The organism is Robertmurraya dakarensis (assembly GCF_900156875.1).
GTDB lineage: Bacteria > Bacillota > Bacilli > Bacillales > Cytobacillaceae > Robertmurraya > Robertmurraya dakarensis.
Map to the genome: position 1 here is coordinate 3534747 of NZ_LT707409.1, position 12700 is coordinate 3547446.

General features: G+C 36.2%; 11 protein-coding genes. 4 read left to right on the forward strand and 7 right to left on the reverse strand.

Translation table 11 applies throughout. From position 1 onward, the window contains the following. Positions 1 to 234: 234 nt before the first annotated feature. Positions 235 to 1809: an L-lactate permease gene (locus tag CZ487_RS25605; RefSeq protein ID WP_272914219.1), complete on the reverse strand. Its 1575-nt coding sequence runs from the start codon at positions 1807 to 1809 to the stop codon at positions 235 to 237. A gap of 403 nt (positions 1810 to 2212) precedes the next feature. Here CZ487_RS25605 and CZ487_RS25610 point away from each other — a divergent pair, with 403 nt between their 5' ends. Further along, entirely contained in the window at positions 2213 to 3067 is an 855-nt protein-coding gene (locus CZ487_RS25610) for a hypothetical protein (RefSeq protein WP_077215178.1), read from the forward strand. 290 nt (positions 3068 to 3357) lie between these two features. Here the strand turns inward: CZ487_RS25610 and CZ487_RS25615 are convergent, their stop codons facing one another. The 3 genes from CZ487_RS25615 to CZ487_RS25625 form a co-directional block, all read right to left on the reverse strand. Continuing rightward, complete coding sequence (locus CZ487_RS25615) at positions 3358 to 4890, reverse strand: malate:quinone oxidoreductase (protein ID WP_077215179.1); 1533 nt, start codon at positions 4888 to 4890, stop codon at positions 3358 to 3360. Between the two features lie 341 nt (positions 4891 to 5231). Next, on the reverse strand, positions 5232 to 5588 hold the full coding sequence (locus CZ487_RS25620) for a nucleotide excision repair endonuclease (protein ID WP_077215180.1): 357 nt from the start codon (positions 5586 to 5588) through the stop codon (positions 5232 to 5234). 112 nt (positions 5589 to 5700) lie between these two features. Further along, positions 5701 to 6585: a LysR family transcriptional regulator gene (locus CZ487_RS25625; protein ID WP_077215181.1), complete on the reverse strand. Its 885-nt coding sequence runs from the start codon at positions 6583 to 6585 to the stop codon at positions 5701 to 5703. 129 nt (positions 6586 to 6714) lie between these two features. On the opposite strand from CZ487_RS25625, the gene CZ487_RS25630 reads away from it, so the two are divergent. Beyond that, positions 6715 to 7905, forward strand: coding sequence for a coenzyme F420-0:L-glutamate ligase (locus tag CZ487_RS25630; RefSeq protein WP_077215468.1), 1191 nt, complete (start codon positions 6715 to 6717; stop codon positions 7903 to 7905). Between the two features lie 104 nt (positions 7906 to 8009). Here the strand turns inward: CZ487_RS25630 and nhaC are convergent, their stop codons facing one another. Further along, complete coding sequence (gene nhaC / locus CZ487_RS25635; protein ID WP_077215182.1) at positions 8010 to 9458, reverse strand: Na+/H+ antiporter NhaC; 1449 nt, start codon at positions 9456 to 9458, stop codon at positions 8010 to 8012. 657 nt (positions 9459 to 10115) lie between these two features. Between nhaC and CZ487_RS25640 the strand changes: the two genes are divergently transcribed. Further along, on the forward strand, positions 10116 to 10592 hold the full coding sequence (locus tag CZ487_RS25640) for a PAS domain-containing protein (RefSeq protein ID WP_077215183.1): 477 nt from the start codon (positions 10116 to 10118) through the stop codon (positions 10590 to 10592). 358 nt (positions 10593 to 10950) lie between these two features. Further along, entirely contained in the window at positions 10951 to 11658 is a 708-nt protein-coding gene (rluF, locus tag CZ487_RS25645) for a 23S rRNA pseudouridine(2604) synthase RluF (protein ID WP_077215184.1), read from the forward strand. Positions 11659 to 11824: 166 nt separating this feature from the next. On the opposite strand, the gene rlmH is transcribed toward rluF, so the two are convergent. Together rlmH and CZ487_RS25655 are read right to left on the reverse strand one after the other, a co-directional pair. Beyond that, complete coding sequence (gene rlmH, locus CZ487_RS25650; RefSeq protein ID WP_077215185.1) at positions 11825 to 12304, reverse strand: 23S rRNA (pseudouridine(1915)-N(3))-methyltransferase RlmH; 480 nt, start codon at positions 12302 to 12304, stop codon at positions 11825 to 11827. An 80-nt stretch (positions 12305 to 12384) separates the two neighbouring features. After that, positions 12385 to 12543 carry a CxxH/CxxC protein gene (locus CZ487_RS25655; protein WP_077215186.1) on the reverse strand — a complete coding sequence of 53 codons (159 nt, stop codon included), beginning with the start codon at positions 12541 to 12543 and terminating at the stop codon, positions 12385 to 12387. Between the last annotated feature and the right edge of the window lie 157 nt (positions 12544 to 12700).

The following is a 12700-nucleotide window of genomic DNA, read 5'->3' on the forward strand; positions in this document are numbered from 1 at the left end:
TATCTCCCCCTTCGAAATTAAACTACTTCAACGTTATTTTAGCAAAGTAAAATTTTGATTACAACAATAATTTTGTTAGTACTAAAATTCATTATTTTTAAAATATTTAAACATATAACAAGTATAGTCGACTGTTATACAGGTTTTTCAATGTATTTATAGTATTTTCTCTAGAAATAAAAGACTTAGGAAATGACCCTAAGTCTTTTATAAAAACTTTTTTCTGAAATAGTTTTATAAGATGAAGAATCCTGCAGTTCCAATTAATAAACCGTAAATAATTGCAGGGATTAATGTCTTACGAATAATTTCCCCTTCTTTACCCTCTAAACCAACAACTGCGCTGGCTGCTACTACGTTATGAATGCAAATCATATTACCAGCAGCTGCACCAATTATTTGGGCCGCCAAAACAATATTTTGATCCAAACCGATTTCACTTGCTACATTATACTGAATTGGTGAGAATGTCAGTGTAGAAACGGTTGCACTACCTGTTATAAATGCACCTAGTTCACCAAGGAACGGTGCTACAAATATCCAAATTGATCCTAAGCTGCTTGCAAATGATTCTGCGATGTATTGCGGCATACTTGCAAGGTCACTGGCATTTAATCCTGAGTTACTAAATACTTGTACCATTGCAAGCGTTGCAATTAATGAAATAGTCGTTGTTTTCATTGATCCCAGCGATTCTTTTGCTGCTTTTGTAAATGTGTTAAACGACTTTCGCTGAATGATAAATGCAAATATAGCTGACACTGTTAAAATTGTTCCAGGTGAATATAAAAACTCCCATGCTGAACTGATTTTTTCAACACCTAATATGTTATTCCAAGATAAATTAATGGCTGTTTTAGTGAATTCATTTAACCATGGTACGATTCTTGTTAATAACAATAGTCCAACTACAACTAAATATGGCGACCACGCAGTAATAAGGCCCATGTTTGATTTTTCTGTATCCACCTTGAAACCTTCCTGCATAGCGTCTGTCCATTCCACTTTTGGCAATAGAAAACCTTTTTTAGCTGTAAACGCTGCCACAACTAAACCTGTTAACGCAGCTAAAATGGATACGAATTCATGTCCGAATAAATTTGCATAAAGGTAAGCAGATCCTGTATACACAATCCCAACGAATAATGTCCAAGGAATCATTGGAATCGCATCTTTAAGCCCTCTACCTTTGCCAAAAAAGCTAGTTAAAAGAACGATTAAAATCAATGGAATGAATGTCCCTGCAAATAAATCAATAAATGTAATCGTTTGCGCTATTTCATGAAAGAATGGAGTATCTGCACCAGGAATATTACTTAATCCTACCGCAACTGGTGTCCCTACTGCCCCAAACATAACAGCTGAACTGTCAGCAACCAAAGCAAGTGTTGCCGCAGCTATTGGGTTAAAACCTAATGCGATCATGAGCGGACCGGTTACCATTGCTGGAGTACCGAATCCTGCTGCCCCTTCAATTAATGAACCAAACAAGAAAGCAACAATAATCGCCTGTACTCTCATATCAGCAGAAATATACTGAAATCCTTGGTTAATCCTTGTGATAGCACCAGTATTTCGAAGCGTATTCAAAAGCACTAATGCCCCAAATAATATCCATAATATCGTAAACGTTTTATGGGTACCCTGTAATATTGATGACAGGATAATATTTGTTTCCATCCCCCAAAGAGAAAATGCTAATAAAATAACAATAATTGCACTTATTGTCATCCCTTTTGCGGCTGGCATTTTTAATAGTACCAGCATAATAAACGGTGCAATAATTGCACTTAAAGCAACTAATAACAATTCAAATCTCCCCTTTTTACACTTTCCCCCATTTAAGAAAGCGCTGTCAAAAAATAACTTAATTATACGGTCATCTGATGACCGTATAATAATATTACCTTATTTATATTCCGCTTTTCAATCTTTTTTTGTATAGAAAAAGATAATTAATTTAAACGTACTTTTAACTATTAACTTGTTGTTTATGATGTTTTTTCAGAATAAACAAGGAGAACAATCATTATTTCCAAAGAAATATCGTTTATCTATCCTCCATAGATCACTTCTTTTGATTTATTACCCTTCCAAATGAGTGAAAAAATATTCATAAATAACAATTTAACAACCAAAATTATTAAAAAAAGCATTTTTGTATAACTTAAGCATTACCAAGGTTGAATTAATAATCTTAGGAGGAGAGGATTTGGATATTTACAAACAGATTTGGGAATGCGATACGAAGCACAGTGGTCTTCGTCCTATTTCCCCTTTGGAAAATAGAAATTATTCCGAGGGATACGTTATGGTCGATACGCAAGTTTGTAGTCCTGACCACCGTATTTTAAGGGAAGTTCATATACCCGATAAAAAAAGAAAAAGCTATGAGTTAATTGAAAAGCTTTTTGATAATTACACCTTGAATCAAAAAAGCAAGGAGATAAATACTGCATATGAGTTTAAGGAAGCCTCCGAATTCTTAATGATGGCCTCCCTCTCTCCGCCTGTTCAAATAGCAAGGAAGTTTCTAATGGAAAAGCTTAATAAAAATTTTGATGATCAACAGTGGTACCACCAACTGCATCATCTTTGGTTTCGGCAATTTAACTGGGACAACGGAAGGGATTTGTCAGGGTTTGAGCATGTTTTTATTGGAGAACAACAAAGGAGAAAATTAGTCGGTCACCATTTTTGGTATAAATACTGGCTTGCTGATCAAGATCATGCAGACCACGTTGATATGACCTGTGAAGTTCCTTCAGATCAAAATTCCGCATCGCCATATGTGATTACCGTAAGCTATCAATTGAAAGCAACTGATCATCATAAAAAAAAGTCAGTAGAACTATCAAAAAAAAGATGCACTTTCCTGGTTGGAATAAGTGCCGAAGGGCTATTAGCGTTAGGAACCATACGGGCTCTAGGCAAGGAGTATGTCCCAGAATATTTTTACATTAAAGAAATCCCTTATAAGTTAGAATTAATCATGAGCCCTGATGGACAAAGCATAAGAACCTTTTACCTCAGCAATCATTCACCAGGACACGGACTCAATATATAGATTATTTCCTCTAAGGAGCTCATAAGGCCACTGTGTACACAGTGACCTTAAATAACAATTCACCTTCTTGATTCTCATAACAAAGGATTGGAAGCCTTATTCTTAGTTTTTAACCGTTCTTTGGTCTTCATCACTTCGATGAAAACCTTTTTTCTAGTTTTCTACCCGCTTTTTGGTCTTCATCACATGAATGAGAGCTATTTTCCTAGTTTCCATTCGTTTTTGGCCTTCATCTATTAAGAAATCATTCTCCCGCTAAAAAAAGAAGCATAAAGTGCCAGAATGGCAGTTTATACTTCTTGTAATACGCGTGTATTGATTTTTGGATTTGTTGGTTTCTTTTCTTCTAGGCCTAGTGTCTGTGCAGTTGAATTATGAATCTCATGAAGAAGGTCAGGATTCTCCATTAGCGACACGCCATAAGAAGGAATCATTTCTTTAATTTTCTGTTCCCATTCTGCTATATATTGCGGGAAACATTTTTTAAGAACTTCAATCATAACGTGAACAGCAGTTGAAGCACCTGGTGAAGCACCTAATAAAGCTGCAATTGATCCATCAGAAGCTGTGATAACTTCCGTACCAAACTGAAGGGTTCCTTTGCCTCCAGCTTCTGTGTCCTTAATTACCTGCACACGTTGGCCTGCAACCACTAGATCCCAATCTTCAATTTTTGCATTCGGAATAAATTCGCGAAGCTCTTCCATGCGCTGTTCTTTCGATAACATCACTTGCTGAATGAGATACTTTGTCAGTGCCATCTCTTTTGCACCAGCTGCCAGCATCGTTAAGAGATTATCCGGTTTTACCGAAGTAACCAAATCGAACATCGAACCCGTTTTTAAGAACTTTGGCGAGAAACCAGCAAAAGGTCCAAATAACAAGGATTTTTTATTATCAATGTATCTTGTATCAAGATGTGGAACAGACATTGGCGGAGCACCCACCTTAGCCTTTCCGTATAATTTCGCATGATGCTTCTCGACCACTTCCGGATTATTACATACCATAAATAATCCGCTTACAGGGAAGCCGCCAATATGTTTCCCTTCAGGAATACCTGACTTTTGAAGTAAATGCAGGCTTCCTCCTCCGCCTCCAATAAAGACGAATTTTGCAGTGTGACGTTCAACTGCACCGCTATCAAGATTACGTACTTTTAGTTCCCATAATCCGTCACTCGTGCGTTTAATATCGTTAACACTGTGTTTGTAATTTATCTCGACATCTTTGCTCTCTAAGTGTTCAAACAACATGCGTGTTAAAGCCCCAAAGTTGACATCCGTTCCAGAGTCAATTTTGGTTGCTGCTATAGGTTCGTTCGATGTGCGGTCTTGCATAACAAGTGGAATCCACTCTTTAAGTTTTTTTGGATCTTCAGAGAATTCCATTCCTTCGAATAAAGGATTGTTAGACAGCGCTTCAAATCGTTTCTTTAAAAAAGCTACATTTTTTTCCCCTTGTACTAAACTCATATGAGGCAATGGCATAATAAAGTCTTTCGGATTACGTATCAGATTACTATCTACAAGATATGACCAAAACTGCCTTGAAAGCTGGAACTGTTCGTTAATTTTGATCGCTTTGCTTATGTCTATCGATCCGTCCTTTTTCTCAACAGTATAGTTTAGCTCACACAGTGCGGCATGCCCCGTTCCTGCATTATTCCACTCGTTTGAACTTTCCTCTCCTGCGCTTGAAAGTTTCTCAAATACTTTTATTTCCCAGTCCGGTTTTAATTCTTTCAGCAGTGACCCCAAAGTCGCACTCATAATTCCGGCACCAATTAAGATAACGTCTGTTCTAGTATGTCCGTTGCTCATTTTACCGTCCGTCCTTATCCCCTTAGATTTGCAGAAAGGATGTGGGCGTTCCTGCTTAGGCGTCACAATAAGCCCAGGACCACCTGTTAATACATCTTTTCTGGATCAATAATACCTACTAATAGTGTATCACTATTATCAAAAGATTAAAATATTAATTTACTATTATATGATAGTTATAACCTATTTAAAAGTGAACGAAACCTTAATTATTCCATACATTTACAATTTAAAAGTGAAAAGTCCACACTTCCTTTGTAAAACACAAAAAAACCAAAGCTGAAATCGGGGTTTCTGCTTTGGTTAATCGTTATCTCTCTATAATAAATCAGCAATTTCATTTAGCGAAAAAATACTTTATCAACATTGTACTTTGCCTTGAGTTCGTTAATGATGTATGTTTCATAAATTTCTCTATGTACAGGATCTTCAACCAGGCAAACGGCAATTTTCGTTACTTCGTCTCTGTGCATCTTTATTGGAGAAACATTGTCCTCAAAATGCTTTTTTATTCTCTGTCTTAACTTCCTCGCTTTGCCTACGAATAATAACTCCTTATCACGGTTGTAAAACATAAAGATTCCACCTTTATCTCTAGAGATAAGATGAAAGTCAGTAAATCCATATATATTACTTAATTCAGGATTATCCTTCTTAGTAATCGTCACATCTGGCTTTGGAATTGTTATGTTTATCATCTTAACCCACCTCCTCACTTTTATAATGCTCTAAATCGCAGCCGCTATCCTAAGATAGTTCATTTATTCCTTTTTGTATACTAAAAGGACCTTGGCTGTATTTTCACATCTTTCAACTATTGTTAATTCTTTCCACAAACCTCTTTGCAGCACGTGATAATGGGACATTCCTTAAATAGCATATACCAATATTCCTTTTTGGAATCGTCTCTTCAAGCGTTACTTCATATAAATTTCCTGAGTTCAAATAATCCTTTGAAAACTCCTTTGTAACGCACGCTATGCCCAGATTTATTTTTGTGAATTCTAATAATAAATCATAAGAACCAAGTTCAAATACTGGTGAAACTTGAAAGCCTCTCTTTTTCAAGAAGTTTTCTACATAAATTCGCGAATTAGATTTTTTTTCCAAAAAAATGAGTGGCATTCGCATCAAATATTCCAAACTAATTGGTTTTTCCGTTATTTTCTTGTATTTTTCACCACAAACAAAAATGTCCTGAATCTCTTTACATGGAATGACTTGAAGGTTTTCCTCCTGGATTGGCAGATTGCAAATCCCTATATCTGCTTTGCCTGACTTGATAAACTCACAGATTTCAGTTGTTGTGCCATTTAATATAGTTAATTTAACACCAGGATATGCTGTGCGAAATTCTTCCAAATAAGGCAATAAAAAATAACGAGAAATTGTGTCTCCTACCCCAATACGCAATTCTCCTGTTTTTAATGATTTAAATTCTAAGATTTTATCCTCTGCTGCCTGAATAATACCTAATGCTGAGTTCACATGCTCATTTAGCAGGCTTCCTTCATTTGTTAAGACTACACCTTTTGATGTTCGATAGAAAAGCTGGATATCTAATTCCTTTTCAAGCTTGGATATAGCTTGGCTGACTGCCGACTGTGTCATATATAACTCATGTGCTGCTTTTGAAAAACTATTATTTTTACTTACAACGTTAAATATGCGATATAAATCTAATGATCCAATCATATAAGTTCTCCTTATATCCGATATTATGAATATTAATTTTACTTATACTACTTAAAAGGTTATAGTAACATAGGATTTAAAATTAGTATTTAAAATATATAAATATACTTTGATAGAGGAGCGATCATGTTGCAAAGAGTAGTCGGAACAGTAGTACGCGGACTTCGAGGGCCGATCATTAATCAAGGGGATAATATTGAAGAAATCGTAGTAAATACTGTATTACATACAGCAAAGGTGGAAGGCTTTTCTATCGAAGATAATGATATTGTCACAATCACTGAATCAGTCGTTGCTCGTGCACAAGGAAACTATGCGACAATTGACGATATTGCTGCTGATGTAAAAGAAAAATTTGGTGAGGAAACAGTTGGTGTCACCTTCCCAATCCTAAGCCGTAACCGCTTTGCAAACTGCTTACGAGGGATTGCTAGAGGAGCTAACAAAGTTGTTTTAAAGTTAAGCTATCCTTCTGATGAAGTTGGTAACCACCTTGTTGACATCGACGAGCTGGACGTAAAGGGTGTAAATCCGTGGACTGATGTATTAACGGAAGATGAATTCCGTGAGCATTTTGGATATAAAAAACATACTTTTACTGGTGTTGATTACATCGAATACTATAAAGAATTAGTTGAAGCTGAAGGTGCAGCTTGCCAAGTTATCTTCTCAAATAATCCAAAGACTATCTTAGATTATACAAAGAATGTTTTAACATGTGATATCCACTCACGCTTCAGAACAAAACGTATTTTAACTAACCATGGTGCTGAAAAAGTATTTGGACTTGATGATATTCTGAAAGAATCAGTCAATGGCAGCGGCTTTAACGAAGCTTATGGTCTATTAGGATCTAATAAAGCAACGGAAGAAAGCGTAAAGCTATTTCCAAATAACTGCCAACCTATCGTGGACGGTATTCAAGCAAAACTTAAAGAAGTAACAGGTAAAAATGTAGAAGTTATGATTTACGGCGACGGTGCCTTCAAAGATCCAGTCGGGAAGATCTGGGAACTTGCGGATCCAGTTGTATCACCCGCTTATACAGCAGGACTTGATGGTACACCGAATGAAGTAAAGTTAAAATACTTAGCAGACAATAACTTCTCACATCTTCGCGGCGAAGAGTTAAAACAGGCTATTTCCACTTACATTAAGAACAAGAACGAAGACTTAGTAGGTGCGATGGAAGCACAAGGTACTACACCTCGCAGATTAACGGACCTAATTGGATCATTATCGGATTTAACGTCTGGCAGCGGCGACAAGGGAACACCAATGATTTATATTCAAGGATACTTTGATAACTATACAAAATAAGCTATACAAAGAAGCTGTCTCATTAAAATGAGGCAGCTCTTTTAAAACCCTTCTATTTCATGACAGTTCTCCGTAATATAGAGGCTGTTATTAGACTGAACAACTTACAAATCCTCTTTCGGTCTGCTCTTTATTTTTGAGCGTATTTGATAGTTAGTTTTCTTCTTCTGTGGATCTTCTTGTTTTGTGATTGTTAATCCTGTTATACCGTAGAACAGTGCAACTATCGGTGTGATCAGAGCCAAGAAACAGAACGGAAAATAAGCACCAGTTGCAACACCAAGTGTAGTTGCTGTGAAAATACCGCTGCCAGTCCAAGGAACTAATGCACCACCCTGTGTGCTTGAATCTTCTATTGTTCTTGAGAGATTTTCGGGTCTTAAGTTTAATCTTTCGAAAATAGGTTTCATTAAAGTACCACTCATCACAGAAGAAAAGTAAATGGAACCACCGATTGCAAGTGTTGAATAACTTACTATGATTGTTACAAAAATCAGGGTGCCAGTGTGTTGAATTTTATCTGCAAAAGAAGCAATTAATGCCTCTAATACTCCCGTTTCAGCAAGCATACCTCCTAGACCTAGTGCAAATAAGAACAGAGCAATAAGTTCAAGCATACTTGTTAAACCACCGCGCTGCAGTAAATTGTCAACAATTTCAATTCCAGACTCCACCACGTAACCCCTATATAAAATACTCAACGTTTCGGAGATCCCGAATCCTTGATAGATGGTTGCAACAAGAGCAGCCACTACTGACGCAATGAAGATGGAAGGGATTGGCGGTTTCTTTTTTAATAACAAGGCAATTAAAACTACAATAGGAATCATAGACACTAGCCCAAGATTGAATGTTTCGCTTAAATAAGCTGTCAGTACTCTTACACTTTCTGCATCTGCAACCCCAGTATATTGCAGCCCAATAAAGGTAAAAATTACTGCGGAAATAATATAAGCAGGTACTGTCGTCCATAGCATATGTTTAATATGTGTGAATAGATCACCACCAGTAACAGTTGGTGCTAAGTTTGTCGTATCTGATAGAGGTGACATTTTATCACCAAAATATGCACCACTTATAATCGCCCCCGCAGTTACTCCCGGTGGTATCCCCAAACTCGTACCAATCGCCATCATAGCTATCCCTGCAGTACCAATCGTCCCCCATGAAGATCCTATAGCCATTGATACAACCGAACAAAATAATAAGGTTGTTACTAAAAAGAATTGAGGCGATATCATTTTAATTCCGTAATAAATTAAAGTAGGTACTGTGCCCGAAGCTATCATCGCCCCAATTAAAATACCTACTGATAAAAGAATAATGCCAGGATGCAAGGCTTTACTCATTGAAGACATCATAGCTTTTTTTACTTGTTTATAGGTGTACCCTAACCCTTTCATAAACGGAATCAATGCAACCATACTTATAAACATTAAAATTTGAATAGGCGCTTCAAAAGCAATTATGCCAGTCGCCACAATAATAACAGCTGAAAGCAGCATAAATAACGCATATTTGAATGATGGTTTTTTTATATGTTCATTTTCCAAAAGATCACTTCCTTCCCTTTTCACTTTAATTTTAGATCTAGCTAACCTTAGATAAGACTGAATCAACGTTCATAAATTTATAAAATATTTTAAAACACGAATTCATAATGTATTATGCTGATTAAGTGGGGATTTTATTAGGAGCATATTTAACAAAAAAGGGGTTGAACCTTTGTTCAACCTTACTGTTCATTCTGCCCTATCCGATTGTGTTAAGAAGTCTTATCCTCAAATGAGTAACCGGCAAAAATAATATAAGCGGAGATTTTCCCGTTAAAATCAAAAAGATGCTCGTTTTAGGAGATATAAGGGGAGATTTTCCGCTTACCCAAGGTAAAATATCCTATTTTCGCATTTTCCTGAGTCAATAAAGGGAATTTCTCCGCCTATTAGTGGCTATTTTCGATGCATTTACTTTTTAAGCGGAATTTTTCCCTCTATTTATCTATCGATCAAGTTTTTAACCTGATCTCCTAAACCAGTCCCTTAATTACAAGTAATGATCAAAGACAATTTTCGTGAGATAAATCACAACTCGCTGTCATTATTATTGCTATCATTATTAATGAGGTAGATAATTATTCACCTAAAAGAAGAGGATTTTCTCAAGATTATTTGTCTTTTCATAAAGAGAGTTTCCATAAGGGAGTGTTATACATGTCTGAAAATAAATTGTCTGAATTAATTAGTCCTGAGGCTATCATAAATTTTGAAACCGGTGCAATTAAAGCGAGCACTTTGGATTCAATTATCAATCTTTTACCATTTGAAATGGGCTTTTGCGATGCTAACGATATTTTCCGCTGGTATTCAAATAATCCAGACCGTGTCCATGGTCGTCGTAAAGAGGCAATTGGACGCCATGTGCTTGAACTTCATCCAAAAGTGGCTCATCATGTTGAAAAATTGTTGAATGATTTCCGTTCAGGAGCACGCGACGAATGGGAATTTTGGTTTCCAAAACGCTCTGGTGAAGAAAGTGGTCAAATTTACCAAAAGTTCATGGCAGTGCGTGATGAAAATGGAAAATACCTTGGCTGTATGGATGTGACCATTAATCTCGACGTTTTCAAAGGAAAAGAAGGTAAACACACCCCTGAAACTATTGACGAATTTATAGCTGTTAAGCCCTGAATAAAAATAACTTTTCTATTAAAGAACACATTGGATCCCCCCGATACAATGTGTTTTTCTTTATATAGAAATTTCAATTTAACTTACTAAAAAATTCTTCAAATTAACCGCATCTATTTATGATACGGTTCACCGTAATGTACTTATATTAGGTGTTGCTAGGTTAGGGTGTGCAAGCTCGTTTTAACTCCTTTCTGCTATTCAGAATAATATCCTTATATATACCTATAATAGAGTAATTTTCGCTTCTTTTTATCCCCTATATCCGTTATATATAAATCAGAATTTGTCATTCACCCTAAAAATGAAGTATAGTTAGTATCTAATAAAACAATCCTCTGATTAAGGTTGTGTCAACATGCGTATTAATAAATATATAAGTGAATCTGGAAAAGCATCTAGACGAGGTGCCGATAAATTAATTACCGATGGAAGAGTTACTATTAATGGTAAGCGTGCAACTATAGGTAGCCAAGTTGAACCTGGGGATGACGTTAAAGTGGATGGAAATCCAATTCGAGTAGCAAGGAATAATGTCTATATTGCCTTAAATAAACCTGTAGGCATTACTAGCACAACAGAAAAAGGTGTAAAAGGAAATATTGTTGACTTGGTCAACCATCCATTAAGAATATTTAATATTGGGCGCCTGGATAAAGATTCAGAGGGCTTAATACTTCTTACGAATGATGGCGATATTGTTAACGAAATTCTGCGGTCTGAAAATAAGCATGAAAAGGAATATATTGTTTCAGTAGACAGACCAATTACTCCTGAATTCTTGAAGAAGATGTCAGAAGGTGTCAAAATATTAAATACTAAAACCCTGCCTTGTGAAGTTGTTCAATTATCAAAGTTTGAATTTCAGATTATTTTAACACAGGGGCTAAACCGCCAAATACGCCGCATGTGCGCTGAATTAGGATACGACGTTTACCGTTTGCAAAGAACCCGAATCATGAATATTCATTTAGGTAACCTTTCTCCTGGACAATGGAGAGATTTATCCAAGAAAGAACGAACTCAGTTATTTAGAGAATTAAACTATGAGCCAAAAGAATGGTGAAAACTATGGAACATCAAGTTTAGGCAGAGTTATCATTGGATTAATATCCAAATAACAAATAAAGGGACAATCTCATTATAATAAATAAACCTTAGTGCTTCTTTCCAAGAAAGAGGCACTAAGGAAAATATGCGTAGGGGCCATCCTATACCCTTAATAACTTCATTTACTTATGATACGGTTCCCCCCGATTAATTCGATACGCCCGATAGACCTGCTCCACCAAAATCAGCCTCATTAATTGATGAGGGAATGTCATTTTTGAAAATGACAGGTGCTCATCTGCCCTGTTTAAGACTTCATCACTTAAGCCAAGTGAACCGCCAATGATAAAGGCAATTTTGCTCTTCCCATAGGTTGCCAGTTTATCCAGTAACTCTGCCAGTTCTTCGGAAGATTTTTGTTTTCCTTGAATCGCTAATGCGATAACATATGTATCGGGGCTTATTTTCGCTAGAATTCTCTCTCCCTCTTTTTGTTTCACTTGCTCCATTTCGGTTGCACTTAGTTCCTCTGGTGCCTTTTCATCGGATACTTCAATTACCTCTACCTTGGCATAAGATGATAATCTTTTTAAATATTCTTCAATGCCTTGTTTTAAATATTTTTCTTTTAACTTTCCAACCGTTACTAACGAAATATGCACACCTAATCCTCACTTTACAAACAAGATATCCACATAACTTATCCACATATCCACATTTTCTATCCACATCTTGTATGAGATCATTCGTTCGCTACCATATATACAGCGGAATTTCGACAATATTCACAGCTTGTTGATAACTCGTCCACTGCCACTTTAGACAGTAACGGAAATGTCTCAAATTCATCTACAATCGTGTCTATAGCAAGATCCACATGTTCTTCACAGCAATATATCATGTTCTTTTCTCCTTCTATCATGTTTATATTTTCTACATAATTAGACAAAATTCTAATGTGGAAAACACCATTCCAAACTCTGTCCTACTTATCCACATTTCATCTTAACATGATCAAAAAAAGCAGGAAAGCTTTTATACACAGCCTTCCTGCTCTA

Excerpts from the sequence above, each read along its gene's own strand:
- CZ487_RS25615 (WP_077215179.1), bottom strand. The coding sequence starts at position 4,890 with ATGAGCAACGGACATACTAGAACAGACGTTATCTTAATTGGTGCCGGA.
- CZ487_RS25620 (WP_077215180.1), bottom strand. The coding sequence starts at position 5,588 with ATGATAAACATAACAATTCCAAAGCCAGATGTGACGATTACTAAGAAG.
- CZ487_RS25625 (WP_077215181.1), bottom strand. The coding sequence starts at position 6,585 with ATGATTGGATCATTAGATTTATATCGCATATTTAACGTTGTAAGTAAA.
- CZ487_RS25640 (WP_077215183.1), top strand. The coding sequence starts at position 10,116 with ATGTCTGAAAATAAATTGTCTGAATTAATTAGTCCTGAGGCTATCATA.
- rluF (WP_077215184.1), top strand. The coding sequence starts at position 10,951 with ATGCGTATTAATAAATATATAAGTGAATCTGGAAAAGCATCTAGACGA.
- CZ487_RS25655 (WP_077215186.1), bottom strand. The coding sequence starts at position 12,543 with ATGATATATTGCTGTGAAGAACATGTGGATCTTGCTATAGACACGATT.